This is a genomic window from Ruegeria sp. R13_0, assembly GCF_017743995.1.
Taxonomy (GTDB): Bacteria; Pseudomonadota; Alphaproteobacteria; order Rhodobacterales; family Rhodobacteraceae; genus Ruegeria.
In genome coordinates this window covers 266531-289273 of sequence record NZ_JAGHRB010000002.1, presented here as the reverse complement: position 1 = coordinate 289273, position 22743 = coordinate 266531, and the positions used below count along the sequence as shown (strand labels likewise).

The following is a 22743-nucleotide window of genomic DNA, read 5'->3' as shown; positions in this document are numbered from 1 at the left end:
CCTAAGGACGCGAAACCGGCGCGGCACTGAAACAGCTGCTCAAAAGCAATGCGCGCTCGGCTGGTTGAAGGTGCGAAGACGATTTGGTCTGCACAGAGTTTTGCAGCAAGGTCAGTTAAGTCACAGCCGCGTCCCATTTTCTTTGGTATCGACCAATTTACAGGCAGATGGATCGATAAACATAAGGAAGGCGCGCCGCTGAAATTGGACTAGTTTGACAGATCTACTGCTCTGGCGAACAATTGGCATTTGACGAAGCCGAGCCAAGCACAACGACCATGAGCCAGAATTTCTCCCGGCGACTGACGGATCTTCTGATCCGTATCTACCCGGACCATGACCATACAGAATTATCCGAGCAGATTGTGCAAGCGTTCTGGCCGTCCGGCCACCACCAAAGAAAGCAGGGGCGAAAGCCCGGCAATGGTCTGTGGTCGGAGCGGGACAGTGTTCTGATCACTTACGGCAATTCCATCGAAGATCAGGTTCATAAACCGCTGGACCTGTTGCACGATTTTCTTGTGCGTCATCTGCAAGGGGTCGTGAACGGCGTGCATATCCTGCCTTTCTTTCCTTTCACATCCGACGATGGATTTGCTGTTTCGGACTACTACAGCGTCAGTGCGCAATTGGGGGATTGGCCGGACATCACGCGCATCGCGGATGATTTCCATCTGATGTCGGATCTTGTGCTCAACCACGTGTCCAGTCAGGGGCTATGGTTCAACAACTACCTGCAAGGAAAACCGCCGCATGACAGGTTCTTCTTCGAGGCCACGCCCGAAGATGATCTGCAGCCGGTGGTACGACCCAGAACCACGCCGCTTTTGCGTCAGGTTGAAACGAGCCGTGGCGACCGTCACGTTTGGTGTACCTTCAGCCACGATCAGATTGATCTGGATTTCCGAAATCCCGAGGTGCTGATCGAAATGCTTCGGATCATCCGACTGCATATCGACAAGGGCGTGCGCATACTGCGGCTGGATGCCGTGGCCTTCATCTGGAAAGAGGTGGGCACGACTTCGATCCACCTTCCTCAGACGCATGCCATCGTGCAGCTGCTTCGGCTGCTTTGCGATTTCACGACAGAGACTGTCGTATTGCTGACCGAAACCAACGTTCCGCGCACCGAGAATTTAAGCTATTTCGGCAATCGGAACGAGGCGCATGCGGTTTACAACTTTCCGCTGCCTCCGTTGATCCTGCACGCCATGCAGTCCGGCACGGCCCGGTACTTGCGCGATTGGCAGGCGGCCATGCCTCCGGCGCAATTGGGGTGTGCCTATCTGAACTTCACCGCCAGCCATGATGGTATCGGGATGCGGCCCGCAGAAGGGCTGCTGCCACCCGAAGAAAAGACGCGGATGATCGACACCGTGCGAAGGCTGGGCGGGCTGGTTTCCATGCGCGCTTTGCCGGATGGTCGCGAAGAACCTTATGAATTGAACTGCGCTTTCTTCGAGGCCATGCGCGCGACCTTTGACGGCGAAGATCAGTTTCACCTGGCCCGCTTCATCTGTTCGCAGACCATCGTCATGTCCCTTGAGGGTATTCCCGCGTTCTACATCCATTCCCTCCTGGCCACCCCGAACGACCATGAGGCGGTGGAACGTCGCGGGATGAACAGGGCGATCAACCGGCATCGCTGGCACTATCCGGATTTGTTGTCAAAGCTCGCCGACCCCGGATCGGATCAATCCCGAGTTTTGTCGGAGATGTCTCGCCGGTTGCGCATTCGCGCGCAGCAGTCGGCATTCCACCCGAATGCGACGCAGTTTACCTTGCGGCTCGACGAAAGGGTGTTTGGCATCTGGCGGCAGAGTCTGGATCGAAGCCAATCCATTTTCGCCCTTCACAACGTGTCTTCCGATCACGTTCAGATTAATCCGACAGAAGTGAACCTGATTGCCGAAGAAACATGGATGGACGCCCTGACCGGCGAGGTTTTTGGTGCCAACATGTCCGAATTCTCACTGGCACCTTACCAGTGTCGCTGGATCACGAACGCCCCTGCTGTGTGAACTCTTCCAGATCCAGCGCGACGGCTTCGCTCAGGTGGTGCAGGAACTCGGCATCTGCGGCATGGACCCGGTTCCATGTCGGGATAAACGGCGTCTCATGGGGGTTCTCCAAAAAGACCCGCCCGGCGCGGATGATGTTTTCGGCAAAGAGCTCGATCGACTTTTCCTCGGTATGGCGATCAAGCGCCAGGCCGTTCATCTTTGCATCGGTATAATACCCCTCGAGCAAATCCAGAGCCGAGCGATAATAGGTCGCCTTGAGGGTCCGGAATGTGTTGGTGGTGAACACTGTGCCATCTGCCGCCAGTTTGCGGAAGATGGCTTTGCAGATGTCGGTGGACATTCGGCTTAGCCCGGTGTTGGCATCCTCGGGCGACAGCTTCTGATGCTTGTGATCGTAATTGTCGGCAATCTCGACCTGGCAGACGGATTTGGGTGCGAGGTTCCTCCAGGCCTCAGATAGAACGCCGATTTCCAGCCCCCAGTCCGACGGGATGCGCAGATCGGGCAGGGTCGGTGTGCGAATAGCAAACTCGCCTGACAGTGGATAGCGGAAGCTGCGCAGGTAGTCGATGTAGTCCCGATCTCCGATCACCTTTTTCAGCGCGATTAGCAGAGGGCTGACCAGAAGCCGCGTGACACGGCCGTTCAGGTTGCCATTGCCGATGCGCGGATAAAAGCCTTTAGCCATCTGGAACGGGAAGGTTGGGTTGACTACGGGGTAGACCAGCCGATCGAGCATATCCCGTTTGTAGGTCACGATATCGCAGTCATGGATCGCCATGACCGAGCTGTCGGCGCAGGCCAGTAGGTAGCCGATACAGGACCAGACGTTTTTGCCCTTGCCGGGTTCCTGTGGTGCAAGGCCAAGGTCGCGCAGCCGTTCTTCCAGCTGCAACATCCGGGGGCTGCTGTTCCAGATCACAACATGCTTCTGGGGCAAACGGTCGAAAAACGCTCTGGCGCGTTGGTATTGTTCCGCGTCGGCCTGATCGAGCCCGATGATAATGCGATGCAGGTAGCTGACCTTGGACAGCTCGTCGATAATTCCCGCAAGGGCCGGACCTTCCAGTTCTGAGTAGAGACAGGGCAGGATCAACGTCACCTTGCGCGTTTCGGCAAAGACAGAGATTTCGTGCACCAGATGCTCGGCCGGGCGGCTTCGCAGGTTGTGAAGCGTGGTGATGTTTCCGTTCTGATGGAAGTCTGCCATTTGGGCTGCCTGTCTTGGTTAACTGTCTTTGTGATCGGGTGCAGTGAGGGTCAGAATGGCCTCGGCCCAGCCTTCGGAGCCTTCGCGTGTGGTTCTGAATATCCGCCGCTCGGCTTCGGGTGCCTGGAGTGGAATGGGTGCACCATACCGGTTTGCGACAACGACACCAGTGTCGGCGGCAAGGATCATTTCCAGATCGTTCGGTGCGTCGCCAAGCGCGATGGTTCTTTCCGGTTGCAACTGTCGGATCACGTCGGACATGGCGTCCGCTTTGGTCTTTCCGAACGACAAAGTAAGAAATCGACCGCCTTGCCTGGCCTTTAGACCGTACCGCCCGGCTTCGGAGATAAACGTACCTAGATCCTCTGGCGCGCCATCCCACACGCCCGGTTCGCTGAAATGCCGATCTTGGGCTTTCTCTGCCGCAACAAGATCAAGCCCGGTCCTGTCGCTCACCTCCTGCACGCTCATATCTGCGAAGCCACGAAAGCCGGGTGGGAGGTGTCGGAGGATATTCAGAATGTTCAGATATTCAGAGGGTCCGTCGGTTTCTGGGTGGCCGGGTGCCAGAATGCCAGCACCATTTTCAACGATCGACGGCATGTTCGAAAAGCCTATGGCTTGGCGAAACCCAACAATCTCGGCAGCGGTTTTGCTGCTGGCCAGCACAAGCCCCGCGCCAATGTCCCGAAGCCGTTTTAGCGCGGGTTGCGCCGCGTCCCAGCTATAGTCGTGATGGTTCAGCAGAGTACCATCGAGATCGGAGAAAACCAGAAGTGGCAGGCGTTGGAGCATGGCTTCTGACTAACATCCGAGACTGTGCGGCTACATCTCAAATCACAAGAAGATGCGAGTTTTTTGTTTAAAAAATCAGCATACATGCGAGAACGATTAAGAATTAGGCAAATTAGACCGGTAAAACCTGACTTAGCCCGCTCCCGAGCGCACTGGACGCGCGGGAAATGAAAACGGATAAAGCTAGGAAAGTGTATCCGGGCATCGAGCTTTGTGCCCGTTCCGGATCACCTGCACAAAAGCGCGAGCGAAGGAAGCCAACCATGCCCAGCAACGTAGAACCGAGCATTCGCCAGCTGAAAGCGCTTGAGGCGGTTGCCCGCACCGGCAGTTTCACGGCTGCGGCAGAAGAGTTGGGCGTCTCTCAACCCACGGTTTCCAACCTGATCGTCGCCTTGGAGCGGCAAACCGAGTGTCGCTTTTTGCGGCGGGGCAACAAGGGTATTGAAACCACCGAAATGTTTGAAACACTGCGTCCGCAGATCAAGGCTCTGCTGGCGTTGAAGTCTGAGGTCGATCTGGCGATTGGCGCGCGGAAAGACCTGAAGTCGGGCAGCTTTTGGGTGGGTTATTCAACCTATCAGATCGCCATGCCGCCTATTGCCCGATTTATCCAGACCTATCCAGGCGTCACCCTGAATGCGCGTGCCATGGCCAGCCTCGACCTGCTGCCTTTGCTGCGCACCGGTGATCTGGATGTCGCCTTTGTCACCGCGCGCGAACCGCTGGAGACGATGCATTGCCAAAAGGTCTCCTCGTTCCGGATCGGCATCGTCGCCCAAAGCGAAGGCGCGTTGCGGGACGTCGAAAGCCTCAGTTGGGCCGATGTCGCGAAACTGAGGCTGATACAGCGCGAGCCGAATGCCGGTACGCGTCAGGTGTTTGAACGCGCAGCTTCCGAGGCTGGTATCGCGCCGGATACCATTTTGGGCCTCGGCTCCTGGGGGTCGATCACCTCGCTGGTTCGGGCTGGCGTCGGCGAGGGGGTAGGCTTCGAATCGGAGTTGGTGACGGCCGACAAGGACCTGAAATTCATCCCGATTAACGATCAAAAACTAAGCGCTCATCAGTTTTTGGTTTCGATGCCCGCAATGGCTGCGTCGGCCACCGTCCGGCAATTCTATGAAATTACCCAAGAAACTTTGGCGAGCGTTAGCGAATAGCCGTACCATAGTTTAAAGCTATAATCTCGCATTTATTATTAAACTGTTACAATAGCCCCTTAAGCGGATCGTCGAACAAACCTGGAGGTTGTCATGACGATCCGTCATATCCTGATGTCCACTGCCGCAACAATGATTGCGGTTCCCGCGCTGGCAAATTGCCCGGTCGCCACCGTCGCTGATCCAATGGGGGTAGAGCCCGCGTTCCCGCAGCAGCTGGAACTGGCCGAGCTGCAATCGACCGCATCCTGCACCCTGGAATTCTCGGAAAACCCGGCGATTGCGGAACTGAACGGCAAAATCCTTGGCAACGCCGACCTGGCCGTTGTTGCAGACCGCTTGCCCGCCGAGCCTCTGGTTGTGATGCCCTATGAGAGCATCGGCCAATATGGCGGCGCGATCACCGGCATCTCGAAAGCGACGGAGTCGGGCACGTCGGACCTTCTGTCTGTGCGCCATGTGAACTTTGTGCGCTATGCGGATGACTTGCAGACGGTTGTTCCCAACGTCGCCAAGGCGTGGGACTGGAACGAAGACAAAACCGTTCTGACGATCACGCTGCGTGAAGGTCACAAATGGTCTGACGGCGAACCCTTCACCGCCGAAGATGTTGCCTTCTGGTACAATGACCTGCTGCTGAACACCGACATTCTGGAAAAAACTCCGGATCGCTGGCTGTTTGCAGGCGAGCCGATCAAGGTTGAGGCGGTTGACGACGTGACCGTCCGCATGACTTTCCCGGTGCCGACGCCGGGCATCCTGAACCGTTTTGCCGTCGACTATGGCCAACCGTTCCAGCCCAAGCATTTCCTGGGCCAGTTCATGCCCAAGTACAACGAAAACGCCGATGCGCTGGCGCAGGAATACGGTTTCGCCAACGGTGCCGAAGCGGTTGATTTCTACTATGGCGGTTCGGACTGGAAAGACGTTCCATCGCCGCTGCTGAAAGACGCCGACAAAGCCGCTGCCATCGGCCGTGCGGTTGTGCCGACCCTCGAAAGCCACATCGTTGTCGAAGAGACCTCGGAAGGCCGCAAGCTGGTGGCGAACCCGTATTTCCACCAGGTCGACACTGCAGGTAATCAGCTGCCCTATATCAACGAAATCGTTGAGAGCTATGTCAGCGACAAGGAAGTTCAGAACCTCAAGGTCATGAATGGAGAGGTTGTCTGGAAACAGCAGGCGATCTTCCTGGAGGACTTCCCGCTGCTGAAAGAGAACGAAGCCAAGGGCGGCTACACAATCCAGTTCGCGCCGACCCTGGGTGAAAACGTGTTCTTCTCGTTCAACCGCACCCACAACGACGAAGTACTGCGCGAAATCTTCAACGATGTGCGCTTCAACCGCGCCATGTCGCTGGCGATGAACCGCGACGAGATCAATGAGATCGTCTATCTGGGTCAGGGCACTCCGATGCAGGGTGTTCCGGCCGAGCCCAAGACCGTATCGTTCATCTCGGACGACGTGCTGACCAAGGACATTGCCTATGATGTCGAGGGCGCCAAGGCCCTTCTGGCCGAAATGGGCCTGAGCGACAGCGACGGCGACGGCACGTTGGAGCGCCCGGACGGCAAGCCTCTGGTCATTCGCCTGGTCTATTCCTCGCAGGGTGTGCCGGTGAAAATGATGGAGCTGGTGCGGGACTACTGGACCGCCGTGGGCGTGCGCGTCGATCTGAAAGAGGTTACCTCGGACGAATACCGCGCATCGGGCAACAACAACGATCTGGACCTGACGACCTGGAAGTATGACGGTAATGCCGGCCCGACCATCTCGCAGGATACCACCGTTTTCGTGCCGCCCTTTGGTGACTTCTTCAACCCGGGCACCGGTGCCAAATGGGCCACTTGGAAACAGACCGATGGGGCCGAAGGCGTCGAACCCCCAGCCGATATCCAGAAGCTGTGGGAGCTGAGCGAGCGCTTCATCCAGGCTGAGTTCGGCTCGGACACCAGCAACGAAATCGGTGCGGAAATCGTCAAGATCCACACGGACAACATGCTGAAGATCGGCACTGTCGGTGACATCGTTGCCCCCTTCCTGTGGCGCAACGACCTGCAGAACGTCAAACCCATCAAGTCGAAAACCTACGACTTCTACTGGACCTACCCCTACCGCCCCTCGCAGTGGTGGCTGGAACAGTAACCCCCATACGGGTTTGACACTTTCCTCCGGGGCGTTTGCAGCAGACGCCCCGGAGTTTGCAGTCCAAGCTGCAATTTCGGGACAGACGCATGCTCAGATTCACCGCCGAACGACTAGTAGGAATGGCCATCACGATGCTTCTGGTGTCGATGATGGTATTCCTGATCATGGAAATCCCGCCCGGAGACTACGCCGACCGCTACGCGTTTCGGAAATACTCGGGCACCGGGGTCAACGTAACCGAGGCCGATGTGCAAGCCATCCGTCAGGAGCTGGGTTTGGACAAGCCCATGTTGCTTCGGTATTTCGACTGGATTGGCGGTATCGTTCTGCGCTGGGATTTTGGGCAGGCCTTCGCCTTTGAAACCTCGGTCACCAAGGTGATCGGTGACAAGGTTTGGCTGACCGCGGGCATCCTGTTTGCAACGCTGATCCTGACCTATCTGATCTCAATCCCCGTTGGGATCTATGCGGCCGTGCGGCGCGGTTCGGCCATTGACTATGGTCTGACGATTTTCTCGTATCTGGGGCTCGCGCTGCCGAACTTTCTGCTGGCGCTGGTTATGCTGTATTTCGCCAACCGCTGGTTCGGGGCGGATATCGGCGGCTTGTTCTCGGCCCAATATCAAGACGCCCCGTGGAGCGCGGCCAAGGTCTGGGACATGCTGAAACACCTGTGGTTGCCCGCGGTGGTTCTAGCTTGGTCGGCAGTGGCCTACCAAATCCAGACCGTGCGCGCGACCATGTCGGATGAGCTGAACAAACTGTCTGTCACCGCAGCCCGCGCGCGCGGTGTGCCCGAGCGGAAGCTGCTGATCAAATACCCGGCCCGGCTGGCGATCAACCCGGTCGTCTCGACCATCGGGTTTGACGTGAACCGGATCTTTTCCGAGCTGCCGATCGTGGCCGTGGTTCTGGGCCTGACCGAACTGGGTGAGCTGCTGCTGAAAGCGTATCTCGACCTCGACATGAACGTGGCGGGTGCGATCCTGCTGATGCTGACCTTTGCCATCGTGTTCATGAATTTCCTTTCCGATCTGCTGTTGGCGTGGCTGGACCCGCGCATCAAGCTGGGGGCGTGACATGACCGATATGACAGATCCCGAAATGACCCCGGCCCAGCGTCGGGCTGCGGAAAAAGAACGTCAGCAGCTGCTGAAATACTATTCAGCCTCGCAATGGACCCTGATCTGGTGGCGCTTCAAAAAGCACCGCGCCGCGATGTATGCCTCGATCGTGTTGGGGCTGATGGCGCTGGCCGGATTGTTTGCCGAATTTGTCGCCCCCTATGGCCCAGTCACGCGCGATACCTCCTATATCGAAGGACCGCCGCAAATCCCGCGCTTTTGCGACGATAACGGATGCTCTGTCGTGCCCTTTATCAACGGCACCAAGACCGAGCGTGATCCGGTGACCCTGCGGGCCGTCTCGGTGCCCGACCCTGAGGTGCGCAACTATTTGGGGCTGTTCGTCAAAGGAGAACCGGTTAAAGCTCTGGGATTTATTCCAACCGACCGCCACCTGATCGGCTTGCAGAACCCCGACGCCAAAATCCATTTCTGGGGCACGGATGATCTGGGGCGGGATGTGTTCTCACGCACCATCTATGCCACGCGCACCTCTCTTTCGATTGGTGTGATCGGGGTGCTGATCTCCTTCGTGCTGGCGCTGTTCATCGGCGGGATTGCCGGGTATTTCAGCGGCCTCATCGACAACGTCATCCAACGTGTGACCGAGGTAATCCGGGTGGTGCCCATCATCCCGCTTTACATGGGACTGGCGGCCGCCATGCCCAAGGAGTGGTCGACCACGCAGGTCTATTTTGCGATGACATTGATCCTTGGCCTCTTTGGCTGGCCGACACTGGCACGGCGCATCCGGTCTCAGCTTTTATCGATTCGGAATGAGGACTACGTGGTCGCGGCCCGACTGGCCGGCGCACGCCCCAAGCGCATCATCGGTCAGCACATGCTGCCCAGCTTCACTAGCTTCATCATCGTCGATCTTGTGATCTCATTCCCCTACATGATCCTGTCGGAAACCGCGCTGTCTTTCGTTGGACTGGGCCTGCGCCCGCCGTCGGTCTCGTGGGGTGTTCTGCTGCAACAGGCGCAATCGGTGCGCGCGATCGAGCAAACCCCATGGCTGTTCATTCCCGCCGTGTTCGTGGTGGTGGCAGTCCTGGCCTTCACCGTGATCGGCGACGGGCTGCGCGACGCGGCTGACCCCTATGCGGAGGCAAAGTGATGGCAAACATCCTCGAGGTCAAAAACCTGACCCTGTCTTTCCGCACCGATGAAGGGCTGATTCAGCCGGTTCGCGATGCTTCGTTCTCGCTGGAGAAGGGTAAGACGCTTGGCATCGTGGGTGAAAGTGGCTCGGGCAAATCCGTGTCGACCAAGGCGGTGATGCAGCTGCTGCCCGGCATTGCCAGCATCGATCAGGGGTCCGAGATCAACTACGTCATGAAGGACGGCAAATCCGTCGATCTGGCCAAGGTGCGCCCCCATGATCCACGTATGGGCGTGATCCGCGGCGGTGAGATCGGGATGATCTTTCAGGAGCCGATGGCCAGCTTTTCGCCGATCTACACCATCGGCAACCAGATCATGGAGGCGATCCAGCTGCATCGCGGGCTGAACAAACGGCAGGCGCGCGAGTTGGCGATTGAGATGCTTGACAAGGTCGGCATCACCAACCCCTCCGCCCGCGTGGATCAATTCCCGCATGAGATGTCGGGTGGCATGCGCCAGCGGGCCATGATCGCGCTGGCCCTCTCGGCTGGTCCGCAGTTGCTGATCGCGGATGAGCCGACGACCGCTCTGGATGTGACCATTCAGGCGCAGGTTCTGCAACTGATGCGTGACCTGCAGGCCGAGCTGGGCATGAGCATGGTTTTCATCACCCACGATCTGGGTGTGGTGGCCCAAGTCGCGGATGACATCGCGGTGATGTATAAGGGCGAGATTGTCGAGCGCGGCACCGTACGCGAGGTCATCAACAACCCGCAACAGGCCTATACTCAGCGCTTGCTGGACGCGGTTCCGAGGTTGGACAAGGTCGTCCCGCCCGCGCCACTGAAGAAGGTCCGCAAGCTGATTGACGTTCACAATCTGGGCGTCGCGTTCGAGGTGCGAAAGAAGAAACTTTTCCGAACCGAGGTTGAAACGGTCCGCGCGGTCAGTGACATCACTTTCGACATCCTCAAGGGTGAAACCGTGGGTCTCGTTGGCGAAAGCGGATCGGGCAAAACCACCGTTGGCCGCGCGATGCTGCGCGCCATTGATCCCAGCGAAGGCGAGGTGATCTTTCACCGCAAGAAAAAGGGCGATATCGACCTTGCCCACGCCTCCGAGGCCGAGCTGCGCGCGGTGCGCAGCAAGATCAACATGGCGTTCCATGAAGGCCCGGTTCAGTTGCACACCCTTGGTGGCAACTTGCTACGCAGCTTCCGCCCGGAAATGAGCCTTGTTTTTCAGGACCCGTATTCCTCACTGAACCCGCGCATGACGGTGCGCGATATCATCGCCGAACCGCTGGTGGCTTCGGGTTTGATGACGGACCGGGACCAGATTGATGAACGGGTGCGCGAGATCGCGGCGCGTTGCAAGATCGACCTAGAGCATCTGCGCCGCTTCCCGCATGCGTTCTCCGGTGGTCAGCGGCAGCGGATCTGCATTGCGCGCGCTCTGGTGTCCAAGCCCAAATTTGTTGTCTGTGACGAATGCGTCTCGGCGCTGGATGTGTCGATTCAGGCCGAGATCGTCGCGCTTTTGAAGGACGTGCAAGCCGAACTGGGTGTCAGCTTCCTGTTCATCGCGCATGATCTGGCCGTGGTTGCACAGATCTCGCACCGGGTGGCGGTGATGTATCGGGGGCGGTTCATGGAATATGGCCCGACCGACAAGATCTTTTTCAACCCGCAGCACCCTTACACCAAGGCGTTGCTGTCCGCCGTACCGCATCCCGACCCCGACGCCGAATTCAAGCCGATCCGCTTTGAGGGCGACATGATTCATCCCGTTGCCTCGAATGGCCCGGACGGGGTGTCGCTGCGCATCCCGGATCAGCCTTCGGATGAGCCGATCCAACTGGTGGAAGTGGATGAGGGGCATTTCGTGGCCTGTCATCTGGATCAGCACGTGACCGCAGAAAGGATCAAGACGCTGGAACCCGCGTAGCCGGTCGAAATGCCCTTGCGGGGGTCACTGGAAAACTGTAGCCAAGCCATAGCTCAAACCTATGTTATGGATTCCTTCATATAGAAGATGAATGACATGATTGATCACACCCAAAAACTGCCCTCGCCGCATTTCGGCGAACCGTATCTGTTGACTCCGGGGCCATTGACCACGTCTCTGTCAGTGAAAGAGGCGATGCTGCGCGACTGGGGCAGCTGGGACGCCGATTTCCGCGCCATGACGGCCGAATTGCGTCGTCGCCTGTTGGATATTCTGGGGCAGGACAAAGACCGCTATGACTGTGTGCCTTTGCAGGGCAGCGGCTCTTACGTGGTCGAGGCGATGCTGGGTAGCTTTGTGCCCAAGGACGGCAAGGTTCTGGTGTTGTGCAACGGCGCCTATGGCAAACGGGCGGTGCAGACGTTGGGCTATCTTGGCCGCGACTGTGCCGTGATCGACATGGGGGACTATCTGCCGCCGCGCGGGAATCAGGTGGCCGCGGCTTTGCAGGCCGACCCCGCGATCACGCATGTGCTGGCCATCCATTGCGAGACAAGCTCGGGCATCCTCAACCCGCTGCAAGAGATCTCGGACGCCACGCAGGCGGCGGGCCGCAAGCTTCTGATCGATTCCATGTCGGCCTTCGGTGCTGTCCCGCTCGAGCCGCATGTGATCCCGTTTCAGGCCATGGTCAGCTCGGCCAACAAATGCATCGAAGGCGTGCCGGGCTTTGGGTTCGTGATTGCCGAAACAGATGCGATCAAGGCGGCGGAAGGCAACAGCCATTCGCTCAGCCTGGATGTTTACGCCCAATGGGCCGCGATGGAGAAGACAGGCCAGTGGCGCTTTACCCCGCCCACACATGTGGTCGCGTCCTTCATCGAAGCGCTACGCGCACATGAGGCCGAAGGCGGCGTCGCTGCACGGGGCGCGCGGTATCTTGAGAACCGCAAGACGCTGGTCAAAGGGATGCGTGAACTGGGCTTTGTCACGTTGCTGGACGATGAGTGGCTGTCGCCGATCATCACCACCTTCTTCTGCCCGGATCACCCGCGTTTTGCCTTCCCGGACTTCTACAACCGCATGAAAGCGCGCGGATTTATCCTGTATCCCGGCAAACTGACCGCAGCCGATAGCTTTCGGATCGGCCACATCGGACAGGTCGATGCGCATGTGATGCAAGCGGTCGTTGATACCTCAGCCGAGGTGCTGCGTGACATGGGGGTCGACAGTGCCAGCCCCTCGGACGAAACACTCAAACAGAAACAGGTTGAACCTGCCTGACGAAAGGAAAGACAATGAGCAAATTCAAAGCCGCCGTGTTTGATTGGGCGGGGACAATGGTCGATTTCGGGTCATTCGCGCCGATGGGCGTGTTTGTGAAGGCCTTCGCCAAGTTCGACATCGAAGCCACGATCGAACAGGCCCGCGCACCGATGGGCGCGCCCAAATGGGATCACATCCGCTCCATGATGGATATGCCCGAAATCGCCGCCCAGTGGGAGGCAAAATACGGCAACGCGCCCTCCGATCAGGATGTTGACAAGGTTTATGAGATCTTTGTGCCGATGAACGAAAAAGTCGCCGCCGACTACGCGGATCTGGTTCCGGGTGGCAAAGCTGCGATTGATGATCTGCGGTCCATGGGTCTCAAGATCGGGTCGACCACGGGCTACACCCGCTCAATCATGGAGAACGTCCTGCCGGTTGCCGCTGCTCAAGGCTATGAGCCGGACAATCTGGTCTGTTCCGACGACCTGCCCGAAGGCCGACCCGGGCCGCTGGGGATGTATAAATGCATGGTCGATCTGGTGGCCTACCCGCCTGCGGCGATCATCAAGGTCGATGACACCGAACCGGGCATCAAAGAGGGTGTCGCCGCTGGCTGTCTGACAGTTGGCGTATCCCTGTCCGGCAATGCGGTGGGCAAGACACCGGAGGAACTGGAGGCGCTATCCGCGGAAGAGGTTGACGTGCTGCGCCAGCACGCGACCAAGATTCTGAAGGACGCCGGTGCGGACTATGTGATCGACACGGTTGCCGATCTGCCCGCGCTGATCCGTAAGCTGGACAGCGCAGAGGCCTGACCACATGCTGAAGAAGGCTCCGCGCAATTTTCTGTTCATCGTCATCGATCAGTTCCGCGCGGACCTTCTGACGGGCGCTTTGGGGCGACATGTGCCGCTGCCCAACATTCGCGCTCTGGCCGCGCGGTCGGTGCATTTTCGCAATCATCATACGGTTGTGGTGCCTTGCGGTCCGGCCCGTGCAAGCCTGCTGACGGGCCAATACGCCATGAACCACGGATCGGTTCAGAACGGCGTTCCGCTGCGGCGCGATATCCCCAACCTTGCAACGGCGCTGCGGACCATCGGGCGAGAGCTGTTGCTGTTCGGCTATACGGACACGCAGCCCGATCCCAGGAACCTACACCCGAATGACCCGGCGCATCTGTCCTACACAGGGCCGATCCTGGGCATCACCGAGGTCACCGAGATGCGCGAGGAAGCTTGGGAGTGGCTCGCCCATCTCAGATCGCGTGGCTATGACGTGCCGGATGCGGGCGACCTGACGGCGCTTTACAGACCTCAGAACGACACTCTCGGAGGGCCGGCGCTTTATGATGCGCGAGACAGTGATACCGCGTATCTGACCGACCGGGTTTTGGCTCATCTTGACGTTCGCAAATCACAGCCATGGTCTGCCATGGTCACCTATATCCGGCCGCATCCTCCGTTTGTTGCCCCCGCGCCGTATAACGATTTGATCAACCCGCAGGACATCCCGCCTCCGGTTGAGGCCGCTTTTGAGCATCCGTTCTTTGAAGCCTATCATTCCCGCCCAAGCGGCACGGATATGTTCTGGGGTTTTGACGGGCAGCAAAATGCCATGGCGCCCGAGCAGATCGCGCTGTGCCGGTCCACATATCTGGGGCTGGCCGCCGAGGTCGATCACCATATCGGTCGACTTTTTGAGTGGTTGCGAAATGTGGGTCAGTTGGACGACACGCTGATCGTGTTGACCGCCGATCATGGAGAGATGCTGGGCGATCTTGGCCTTTGGGGAAAACAGACCCCGTTCCGCGCCGCGTCCCACGTGCCCCTAATGATCGGGCATCCGGATATTGAGCCCGAGGATATCGACGCATTGACCCAGTCGATTGACGTGGCCCCAACGGTTCTGTCGGTGCTTGGGGCTGCTTCGCCCTCCGAGATGCAGGGCTGTAACCTTTTGGCGCCAGACCGAGCCTACGGGCAAGAGGCCATGGTCGAGCTTGAGCTTGGATCAGAAAACGGCCAGGGGCGCTTTGAAACCGCATGGCAGTGCCCACCCGATCATTGCCGCGCTCTTGCGTTTGAGAAAGACGGATACCGGCTTGCGCATTTCGCGACGGATATTGAGCCGATGCTTTTTGATGTCGAAAATGATCCCGATTGCACCCGGAACCTCGCGCGGGAAGATCTGCCCCGACTGCATCACCTTCGGGCTGAGGCGCTGTCACACAGAATGAGAAAAGGCTCGGTCTGAGGTGACCTCGGGTCTAGACACCCAAAGCTCAAAACGGTTGGAAAAGCGAAGAAATTAACTCTGAGGTGGGGAATTCCGAAGCTTTTCAGAGATGCTTGCCGCAGTCTCAACAACTGACGCGGCCAAGGTTTCAAGCTTGTTGTCGGGGAATCTGGTGATGGGCCCAGACACTGAAACGCCAGCAACGACATTCTCCAACGAGTCGAAGACAGGCGCTGCAATACAGCGCAGGCCCGGAAAACGCTCTTCATCGTCGATCGCCCATCCTCTTTGCCTGGATGTCTGCAGCTCGTCTTTGAGCTGTTGTTTGTCCGTGATCGAATTGGGCGTCTGCTGAACCAGTGTCAGAGGGGCCAATAGCTTTTCCAGCGCTGCCTCGTCCATATACGCCATAATGGCTTTGCCGACACCGGATGTGTGAAAGTAGGCTGCAGTTCCATTCTTGATCGAAGCGCGGATCGGGTTTTCGGATTCGACTTGGATCAGGTAAAGCAGCTGCCCACCTTCCTCGATGGCGAGATTTACGGTCTCTCCGGTTTCCTTGGACAGCTTGCGCATCGCCGCTGGTGCGACCTCCAGCAAATTCGAGGCTTCCTCAAACGTGTTGCCGATCCGATAGGCCTGCGGTCCGACGCGCCACTTACCATGTTCGGCATCGTTAACCACCATTCCTCGCTGTTGAAGCGTGGTCAGAAGCCGGTGCGCCGTCGCCGTTGGAATGCCTGTCGTTCTTGCGATGTCGACAAGCGTCGCGCCCCGGGCATCTGCAATGGCAATCAGGACACGAATCCCACGATCCAGCGCCCCGACCAGAGAACCTGCGGGCTTTTCTTCATTCGCTTTCAGGCGTGGGCGCCCGCGTCTTGCAACTGTTTTTGGTTCGTTCATTTTTGGCGCGTTTGTCATCTGGCTTGTTGTGAAAAGAGTCTAGCTTGTTCGCAAGTGCAAAAAAATGAAAATAATAAATGGATTAAAAACAATAAATTGCGCCTATTTTGACGCTCAAAATGAAAGAGTTTCCAAAATATTTTGAAAAATCGCGAATCTGGCTTATCGTAGATTCTATCCGCTGGAGGGCGGGTTTGGTGCCAATGCCGAAGGGATATCGGCGACGGCCCAGTCTAGGGAGGAAACATGACAAAATCTTTGAACCGCAGAAACTTTCTGCGCGGCTCCGCTGTTGTAGGTGCTGGTGCGCTTGCTGCTCCGGCTGTCCATGCGCAGGAAGGAACGACAATGAAGATGCAGGCAGCCTGGGGCGGCGGCATCTTTCTTGAGAACGCGCAATCCTACGTCAACCGAGTCAACGAAATGTCCGGTGGCAAACTGACGATCGAACTTCTGCCTGTGAATTCGGTTGTGAAAACCAGCCAGATGCAGGACGCGGTCCACCGCGGCGTTCTGGACGCGGCGCATTACGTTCCGGCCTACTGGTACTCGAAATCCAAAACAGCATCGCTATTTGGTACGGGTCCGTGCTTTGGGTGGTCTAGCCAAGAGGTTCTGGGCTGGGTGAACTATGGCGGCGGTCAGGAACTGTTTGACGAGCTGATGGGCATCCTTGGCCTGAACGTTGTTTCATTCTTCAACTCGCCCATGCCCGCACAGCCATTGGGTTGGTTCAAAGAGGAAATCACAAGCTCGGATCAGATGAACGGTCTGAAGTACCGTACAGTTGGTCTTGCGGCAGATGTTCTGCTTGAGATGGGCATGTCCGTTGTGCAGCTGCCCGGGGGCGAGATCCAGCCCGCGATGAAGTCCGGCCTGATTGATGCGGCCGAGTTCAACAACCCCACATCCGACCGCGACTTTGGTATGCAGGACGTGTCCAAGCACTATCACCTGGCCTCGTTCCACCAGAGCCAGGAGTTCTTCGAGGTCACGTTCAACAAGGACAAGTTCAACGCGCTTGCGCCCGAGCTTCAGGCGATCCTGAAATACGCGTCCGAGGCCGAGAACTCGAACTTCTACTGGAACAACACCAAGCGCTACGCCGACGATCTGGTAACGCTGGCCGAAGAGCAGGGTGTCAACGTGTATCGCACGCCTGACAGCGTGATGCAGGCTCAGCTCGAGGCTTGGGATGTTGTGGTCGAAAGGATCTCGAACGAAGATCCGTTCTTTGCCAAGGTCGTCGACAGCCAGAAGGCCTATGCGAAGACTGTCATGAACTACCTCAACCTCAACCAGCCTGACTACAAGCTGGCGTATAAGCACTACTTCGGCTGAGGCCTGACACCTCATTGAAAACGGAAGGTCGCGCCGGTGCGCGGCTTTCTGAACTGCGGGCGGAACAGGCGAGGAACTGACCTTGATCAAGACAATCCACGCCATCGAAGGGCTAAGCCAATGGGTCGGCAAAGCCTTCGGTTGGTGCATCCTAATTCTGACACTTTCGGTGTCCTACGAAGTGTTCGTCCGGTACGTGCTGAACAAGCCGACCGTCTGGGCGTTCGATATGATGGTTCAGATGTATGGCGCCCTGTTCCTGATGGCCGGGGCCTATGCGCTGGCGCAAGACGCGCATGTGCGCGGCGACGTGCTGTACCGCCTTTTCTCGGTCCGCTGGCAGGCGCGGGTCGATTTCGTTCTGTATATCATCTTTTTCTTCCCCGGCATGTTTGCCCTGTTCTGGTACGGCTGGGAAATCGCCAAGGACAGTTGGCGCTATGAAGAAGTCAGCTGGAACAGCCCCGCCAGAATTCAGATCTATTTCTTCAAAACCCTGATCCCGGTCGCTGGTGTGTTGCTAATGCTGCAAGGGCTTGCCGAGATGGCAAGATGCTGGCTGGCGATGAGAAATGGCGTCTGGCTCGACCGTCTGGATGACGTGCGCGAGACCGAAGACATGCTGATGGAATCAACCGTCGATCGAATTCAGACAACAGGCACCAAGCAAGGAGGTCGCAGCGATGACTGACCCACAAGTCGCCATCCTGATGCTCAGCCTCTTTATTGTGCTGGTGCTGTTGGGCTTTCCGATTGCGTTCACACTGCTCGCCATGGGCGTCGCGTTCGGGTACTACGCCTATTACCAGTCCGCGCCCGAGAGCATTACGGACATCTTCAACAACAACATCTTCTACCTGCTGAACCAAAACACCTATTCGGTGATGGAGAATGACACGCTTGTTGCCATCCCCTTGTTCCTGTTCATGGGCTACGTTGTCGAAAGGGCGAATATCGTCGACCGGCTGTTCTTTTCGCTCTATATGGCAGCCCGCAACCTGCCTGGGTCTCTGGCGATTGCGGCGCTGCTGACCTGTGCGGTGTTCTCGACGGCGTCGGGGATTGTTGGTGCAGTTGTCACCCTGATGGGATTGTTGGCCTATCCGGCAATGGCCAACGCGGGATATCAGCGCAGTTTTGCCTCGGGCGTGATCTGTGCTGGTGGCACGTTGGGCATCCTGATCCCGCCGTCGATCATGTTGATCGTCTACGCCGCCATTGCCGAACTTTCTCCGCTGCGCCTCTATGCAGCGGCGGTCTTTCCGGGCCTCATGCTGGCGGGTCTCTACATCGTCTACGTCATGGTGCGCGTCTGGCTGAACCCGTCGCTTGCCCCCAAACCACAGGAGGATGACATTCCGCCAAAGCGGCAGATCTACATGGACCTGCTGATTTCGTTCGTGCCGTTGACGGTTTTGATCCTGCTGGTGCTTGGCTCAATCCTCGGCGGTCTAGCAACACCGGCCGAAGCAGCCGCGATGGGCGCATTGGGCGGGCTTGTGCTGGCAATGCTCTACCGGTCGCTCACCTGGGACAAGGTCAAGCAAAGCGTCTTCCTCACGGCCAAGGCCACCGCCATGGTGTGCTGGTTATTCGTGGGCTCGTGGACCTTTGCGTCGATCTTTTCATATCTCGGCGGGCATGACGTGATCGAGCATTGGGTTGTTGGTATGAACCTTCAGCCCTGGCAGTTCCTGGTGCTCGCGCAGCTGATTATTTTCCTGCTGGGCTGGCCGCTTGAATGGTCCGAGATTCTGATCATCTTCGTGCCGATCTTCCTGCCCATGCTCGAGACGTTTGGCGTCAACCCGTATTTCTTCGCGATGCTGGTTGCCTTGAACTTGCAGACCTCATTCCTGACACCACCGATGGCCATGTCGGCCTACTATTTGAAAGGGGTCCTCAAGAACCAGATCCAGCTGATGGAGATCTTCCGAGGTCTGATGCCCTATCTGGCCATCGTGATCCTGTGCATGGTGCTGATGTATCAGTTCCCGGGCATCGCGCTGTGGCTGCCTGACTACCTGTTCGGGGTCTGGGTGCCATGACCAAACACGATCTGTCATTGTTCTCGGCGGTTCAATCCGCCGAGGGCATTCGGGACGGGCGTATCTTGTCCGAAGCACTGGTTGAGGACTGTCTCAAACGCATCGAAGAGACCGACAGCACCATCGGCGCTTGGGCTTATCTGGATGCAGGCGTAGCGCTGGATCAGGCGCGTGAGCTGGATCGCATTCGCAAGGCCGGACGGGCGACAGGCCCCTTGCACGGCGTGCCCGTGGGGCTGAAGGACATTGTTGACACAAAAGACATGCCCACGCAGCGGGGCACACCGATCTTTTCGGGCCGACAGCCGGAGGCAGATGCAAGGCTGATTGAATGCCTGCGCGAGGCTGGCGCCGTCATCATGGGCAAGACCAAGACGACCGAGCTTGCCTTCATGCATCCGACCGATACCACCAACCCTTTTGATGCGAGCAGAACACCGGGCGGCTCGTCCAGCGGATCGGCCGCGGCCGTTGCGGCCAGACACGTGCCTCTGGCCATCGGCACTCAGACTGGTGGCTCGGTCATCCGTCCGGCCTCATACTGCGGCGTCTATGGTTTCAAACCCACGCGTGGAATGATCTCGCGACATGGGGTTTTCAGGACGTCGGTCTCTTTGGACCACGTTGGGGGGTTCGCCAACACGCTGGAAGATATCGCTTTGCTGACAGACGTGGTCGCCGGATATGACCAGCGCGACCCCGCCAGCTTTGCCCGGCCGCGAGCAGATATGCTAGCAGGTGCGCAGGCGGAGGTTCCGGTCGAACCGAACATTGCCTGGCTCGATTTTCCGTTCAACGGCCGCCTTGATGCAGATGCGCTTGAGGGGCTGAACGCCGTTATCGAGGGGCTTGGTGGAAGGGTCGAGCGTTTTTCGGTATCGCCGCAACTGGCCGATCTGATCACCGTTCACAAAACGATCTATGACTTTGAGATTCGCCAAAACATGGCCGAAATCTCGAACGCGCATTGGCCGGAGCTCAGCCCTGAGATGCAATCCGCAATCACCCGCGGCGGAGATATCAGCGAAGCGCAATATCAAGACGCCTTGGCCGTCATGGCGTCCGCTCAGGGCTTCTTTGCCGAGTATTTCAATGAATTCGACGCAATCCTGGCCCCGGCAGCAACCGGCGAAGCCGTTCCGCTGAGTGCGGGCCATACCGGAGATTCCGTTTTCTGCCTCACCTGGACGCTGGCGGGATTGCCCTGCCTCACGCTGCCTTTGTTGGTGGGGCAGAATGACCTGCCCATTGGTGTCCAACTAATCGGCGCGGTCGAAGAAGACGATCGGCTTCTTCGGACAGCTTTATGGGTTCAAAGAACCCTCAGAACGCAAGAATAGAAGGGAGAGCAATCCTATGTCACGACTGACAAATATTCTCATGGGCCTCATTGGCACCGGCCTGATGATGGTGTTCGTTCTCGGCCTTGCCCACAGTATCTCGACCGGTTTTGCCGGGTTCTGGGGCGGGTTTCCATTCTTGTGTATTGCGGTCTTCGTCATAGCCCTTGCGCTGTACAATTTCTGGGAAGACGCGATCAAAAAGGACTGACCCCATGAGCGATAGACCCGTACTCTGGCTACCGCGTCGGGTGTCCGATGCCACGATTGCGCGCGCGCGGCAAGGCTATGACGTGATCCTGAACGAGGCCGACACGCCGGGCACGGCAGACGAGATCATCGCCATGAGCGCGAAGGTCGACGCGATGATGCCCTGTCACTCGGAACATTTCTCGGCCGAGGTCGTCTCAAAGCTCGATCCACGGCTGAAGATTGTGGCGAACCATTCAGTGGGCGTAGATCATTGTGACCTTCCAGCCCTAGCGGCGAAGGGGATTGTCGTGACAAACACGCCCGACGTCCTGTCGGACGCCACGGCCGAGCTTGCTATGTTGCTGATGCTGGGTGCCGCGCGGCACGCGGTTCGAGGGGACCGCCTTATGCGCACCGGTGCCTGGGACAGTTGGAGCCCGTCCTTCATGGTCGGTAAACAGCTCACCGGCGCTCGGCTTGGGATTGTCGGTATGGGCCGCGTGGGCCGCGCGTTCGCAGAAAAGGCGCGCGGTTTTGATATGGAGGTTCACTATTTCAACCGCAGCCGCCTGTCGCCTGAACAAGAGCAAGGCGCGACATATCACGACAGCATCGACACGTTGTTGACGGTGGCGGATTTCTTGTCACTGCATTGTCCTGCAACACCGGAAACCGTGAACCTGATGGATGCCGAAAATCTGGCAAAACTGCCTGACGGAGCGGTTCTGGTGAACTCGGCGAGGGGCGCGCTTGTTGACGAAGACGCTTTGCTGGGCGCAATCGAAAGCGGCAAGCTGGCTGCTGCCGGGCTTGATTGTTTCAAGACCGAACCGGGTGGAAACCCAAAATTTGCAGCGCATGAAAACATCTTCATGTTGCCGCATATCGGCAGCGCCACAACCAAAACCCGAGACGCGATGGGCTTTCGTGCTTTGGACAATCTGGACGCCTTTTTTGCGGGTCAAACACCGCGAGACCTTTTGTAGTAGAGGATTTAACCAATGGCTAAACTTGCTTTTCTCGGCCTGGGCGTGATGGGCTATCCGATGGCTGGCCACTTGCAGGCCGCAGGCCACGACGTGACGGTTTTCAACCGGACGGCTGCCAAAGCCGAAGCCTGGGTTGCCGAACATGGTGGCTCGATGGCCGCAACCCCGCGCGAGGCGGCCGAGGGGGCAGAATTTGTCATGACCTGTGTGGGGAATGATGATGACCTGCGCAGCGTTTGCACGGGTGCGGACGGAGCGTTCTCCGGGATGTCGCAAAGCACCACGCTCGTGGATCACACGACCGTTTCAGCGAAAGTCACACGCGAGTTGTATGCGGCGGCGAAGGATCTGGGTTTGGGCTTTGTGGACGCGCCGATTTCGGGCGGTCAGGCCGGGGCCGAGAACGGTGTCCTTTCGATCATGTGCGGTGGGGATCAAGCTGTATACGACGCGGCCGAGCCGATCATGCAGGTCTATTCGAAGATCTGTCGTCGGATTGGCGAAAGCGGTGCGGGTCAGATGACGAAAATGAGCAACCAGATTGCGATCGCCGGTCTGGTTCAGGGCTTGAGCGAGGCCTTGCATTTCGCCGAGAAAGCCGGTCTGGACGGGCGCGCGGTCGTCGAGGTTATCAGCCAGGGCGCAGCCGGAAGCTGGCAGATGGCCAACAGGTACGAGACGATGCTGGAAGACCATTTTGACCACGGTTTTGCGGTGGATTGGATGCGCAAAGATCTGGGAATTTGTCTTGATACTGCAAATGAAACCGGGGCAAGCCTCCCGGTGGCGGCGCTGGTCGATCAGTTTTACAAGGATGTTCAGAAACTCGGCGGCGGCCGCTGGGATACCTCGTCTTTGCTAAAGAGACTTCGGGCCTTGGATTGAACAAAACGCCTGCG

The 22743-nt window shown here is 58.0% G+C and carries 19 protein-coding genes; 16 read left to right on the top strand and 3 right to left on the bottom strand.

Features of this window, described 5'->3' with window-relative positions:
• The first annotated feature begins 278 nt into the window (after positions 1 to 278).
• Positions 279 to 2021: a sugar phosphorylase gene (locus tag J7394_RS03740; RefSeq protein WP_209251056.1), complete on the top strand. Its 1743-nt coding sequence runs from the start codon at positions 279 to 281 to the stop codon at positions 2019 to 2021.
• Here the strand turns inward: J7394_RS03740 and J7394_RS03735 are convergent.
• Positions 1999 to 3234, bottom strand: a complete 1236-nt coding sequence (locus J7394_RS03735; protein ID WP_209251055.1) for a glycosyl transferase — start codon at positions 3232 to 3234, stop codon at positions 1999 to 2001. The genes J7394_RS03740 and J7394_RS03735 overlap by 23 nt on opposite strands.
• 18 nt (positions 3235 to 3252) lie before the next feature.
• Complete coding sequence (locus J7394_RS03730) at positions 3253 to 4029, bottom strand: mannosyl-3-phosphoglycerate phosphatase (RefSeq protein ID WP_209251053.1); 777 nt, start codon at positions 4027 to 4029, stop codon at positions 3253 to 3255.
• Positions 4030 to 4292: 263 nt separating this feature from the next.
• Here J7394_RS03730 and J7394_RS03725 point away from each other — a divergent pair, with 263 nt between their 5' ends.
• From J7394_RS03725 to J7394_RS03690, 8 genes are all read left to right on the top strand, one after another.
• Positions 4293 to 5192, top strand: a complete 900-nt coding sequence (locus J7394_RS03725; RefSeq protein ID WP_209251052.1) for a LysR substrate-binding domain-containing protein — start codon at positions 4293 to 4295, stop codon at positions 5190 to 5192.
• 93 nt (positions 5193 to 5285) lie between these two features.
• Positions 5286 to 7337: an ABC transporter substrate-binding protein gene (locus tag J7394_RS03720; protein ID WP_209251051.1), complete on the top strand. Its 2052-nt coding sequence runs from the start codon at positions 5286 to 5288 to the stop codon at positions 7335 to 7337.
• A gap of 89 nt (positions 7338 to 7426) precedes the next feature.
• Complete coding sequence (locus J7394_RS03715) at positions 7427 to 8419, top strand: ABC transporter permease (RefSeq protein ID WP_247748031.1); 993 nt, start codon at positions 7427 to 7429, stop codon at positions 8417 to 8419.
• A 1-nt stretch (position 8420) separates the two neighbouring features.
• Positions 8421 to 9584, top strand: coding sequence for an ABC transporter permease (locus J7394_RS03710; RefSeq protein WP_209251050.1), 1164 nt, complete (start codon positions 8421 to 8423; stop codon positions 9582 to 9584).
• Positions 9584 to 11518 carry an ABC transporter ATP-binding protein gene (locus tag J7394_RS03705; RefSeq protein WP_209251049.1) on the top strand — a complete coding sequence of 645 codons (1935 nt, stop codon included), beginning with the start codon at positions 9584 to 9586 and terminating at the stop codon, positions 11516 to 11518. The genes J7394_RS03710 and J7394_RS03705 overlap by 1 nt, the downstream gene beginning before the upstream one ends.
• A gap of 96 nt (positions 11519 to 11614) precedes the next feature.
• Positions 11615 to 12802 (top strand): 2-aminoethylphosphonate--pyruvate transaminase, encoded by a 1188-nt coding sequence (locus J7394_RS03700; protein WP_209251048.1) that lies wholly within the window; start codon positions 11615 to 11617, stop codon positions 12800 to 12802.
• 14 nt (positions 12803 to 12816) lie between these two features.
• Entirely contained in the window at positions 12817 to 13605 is a 789-nt protein-coding gene (gene phnX / locus J7394_RS03695; protein WP_209251047.1) for a phosphonoacetaldehyde hydrolase, read from the top strand.
• Between the two features lie 4 nt (positions 13606 to 13609).
• A complete protein-coding gene (locus J7394_RS03690; RefSeq protein ID WP_209251045.1) occupies positions 13610 to 15046 on the top strand; it encodes a sulfatase-like hydrolase/transferase in 1437 nt (478 codons plus the stop codon).
• A gap of 54 nt (positions 15047 to 15100) precedes the next feature.
• Here J7394_RS03690 and J7394_RS03685 read toward each other — a convergent pair whose 3' ends face one another.
• A complete protein-coding gene (locus tag J7394_RS03685) occupies positions 15101 to 15934 on the bottom strand; it encodes an IclR family transcriptional regulator (protein ID WP_170768251.1) in 834 nt (277 codons plus the stop codon).
• A 246-nt stretch (positions 15935 to 16180) separates the two neighbouring features.
• Here J7394_RS03685 and J7394_RS03680 point away from each other — a divergent pair, with 246 nt between their 5' ends.
• The 7 genes from J7394_RS03680 to J7394_RS03650 all read left to right on the top strand — a co-directional run bounded on the left by J7394_RS03680 (position 16181) and on the right by J7394_RS03650 (position 22729).
• On the top strand, positions 16181 to 17275 hold the full coding sequence (locus J7394_RS03680; RefSeq protein WP_170380352.1) for a TRAP transporter substrate-binding protein: 1095 nt from the start codon (positions 16181 to 16183) through the stop codon (positions 17273 to 17275).
• 82 nt (positions 17276 to 17357) lie between these two features.
• Positions 17358 to 17966, top strand: a complete 609-nt coding sequence (locus J7394_RS03675) for a TRAP transporter small permease subunit (RefSeq protein WP_170461795.1) — start codon at positions 17358 to 17360, stop codon at positions 17964 to 17966.
• Positions 17959 to 19323, top strand: coding sequence for a TRAP transporter large permease subunit (locus tag J7394_RS03670; RefSeq protein ID WP_209251044.1), 1365 nt, complete (start codon positions 17959 to 17961; stop codon positions 19321 to 19323). The genes J7394_RS03675 and J7394_RS03670 overlap by 8 nt, the downstream gene beginning before the upstream one ends.
• Complete coding sequence (locus J7394_RS03665) at positions 19320 to 20663, top strand: amidase (protein WP_209251042.1); 1344 nt, start codon at positions 19320 to 19322, stop codon at positions 20661 to 20663. Before J7394_RS03670 ends, J7394_RS03665 begins: the two co-directional genes overlap by 4 nt.
• A gap of 16 nt (positions 20664 to 20679) precedes the next feature.
• A complete protein-coding gene (locus J7394_RS03660; protein ID WP_170380356.1) occupies positions 20680 to 20874 on the top strand; it encodes a hypothetical protein in 195 nt (64 codons plus the stop codon).
• 4 nt (positions 20875 to 20878) lie between these two features.
• Positions 20879 to 21841, top strand: coding sequence for a D-glycerate dehydrogenase (locus J7394_RS03655; RefSeq protein WP_209251040.1), 963 nt, complete (start codon positions 20879 to 20881; stop codon positions 21839 to 21841).
• Between the two features lie 15 nt (positions 21842 to 21856).
• Positions 21857 to 22729: an NAD(P)-dependent oxidoreductase gene (locus tag J7394_RS03650; RefSeq protein WP_209251038.1), complete on the top strand. Its 873-nt coding sequence runs from the start codon at positions 21857 to 21859 to the stop codon at positions 22727 to 22729.
• Positions 22730 to 22743 lie beyond the last annotated feature (14 nt).

Bases quoted from the DNA above. Each gene is read 5' to 3' on its own strand.
- J7394_RS03740 (WP_209251056.1), top strand. From the start codon at position 279: ATGAGCCAGAATTTCTCCCGGCGACTGACGGATCTTCTGATCCGTATC.
- J7394_RS03735 (WP_209251055.1), bottom strand. From the start codon at position 3,234: ATGGCAGACTTCCATCAGAACGGAAACATCACCACGCTTCACAACCTG.
- J7394_RS03730 (WP_209251053.1), bottom strand. From the start codon at position 4,029: ATGCTCCAACGCCTGCCACTTCTGGTTTTCTCCGATCTCGATGGTACT.
- J7394_RS03725 (WP_209251052.1), top strand. From the start codon at position 4,293: ATGCCCAGCAACGTAGAACCGAGCATTCGCCAGCTGAAAGCGCTTGAG.
- J7394_RS03720 (WP_209251051.1), top strand. From the start codon at position 5,286: ATGACGATCCGTCATATCCTGATGTCCACTGCCGCAACAATGATTGCG.
- J7394_RS03715 (WP_247748031.1), top strand. From the start codon at position 7,427: ATGCTCAGATTCACCGCCGAACGACTAGTAGGAATGGCCATCACGATG.
- J7394_RS03710 (WP_209251050.1), top strand. From the start codon at position 8,421: ATGACCGATATGACAGATCCCGAAATGACCCCGGCCCAGCGTCGGGCT.
- J7394_RS03705 (WP_209251049.1), top strand. From the start codon at position 9,584: ATGGCAAACATCCTCGAGGTCAAAAACCTGACCCTGTCTTTCCGCACC.
- J7394_RS03700 (WP_209251048.1), top strand. From the start codon at position 11,615: ATGATTGATCACACCCAAAAACTGCCCTCGCCGCATTTCGGCGAACCG.
- phnX (WP_209251047.1), top strand. From the start codon at position 12,817: ATGAGCAAATTCAAAGCCGCCGTGTTTGATTGGGCGGGGACAATGGTC.
- J7394_RS03690 (WP_209251045.1), top strand. From the start codon at position 13,610: ATGCTGAAGAAGGCTCCGCGCAATTTTCTGTTCATCGTCATCGATCAG.
- J7394_RS03685 (WP_170768251.1), bottom strand. From the start codon at position 15,934: ATGAACGAACCAAAAACAGTTGCAAGACGCGGGCGCCCACGCCTGAAA.
- J7394_RS03680 (WP_170380352.1), top strand. From the start codon at position 16,181: ATGACAAAATCTTTGAACCGCAGAAACTTTCTGCGCGGCTCCGCTGTT.
- J7394_RS03670 (WP_209251044.1), top strand. From the start codon at position 17,959: ATGACTGACCCACAAGTCGCCATCCTGATGCTCAGCCTCTTTATTGTG.
- J7394_RS03665 (WP_209251042.1), top strand. From the start codon at position 19,320: ATGACCAAACACGATCTGTCATTGTTCTCGGCGGTTCAATCCGCCGAG.
- J7394_RS03660 (WP_170380356.1), top strand. From the start codon at position 20,680: ATGTCACGACTGACAAATATTCTCATGGGCCTCATTGGCACCGGCCTG.
- J7394_RS03655 (WP_209251040.1), top strand. From the start codon at position 20,879: ATGAGCGATAGACCCGTACTCTGGCTACCGCGTCGGGTGTCCGATGCC.
- J7394_RS03650 (WP_209251038.1), top strand. From the start codon at position 21,857: ATGGCTAAACTTGCTTTTCTCGGCCTGGGCGTGATGGGCTATCCGATG.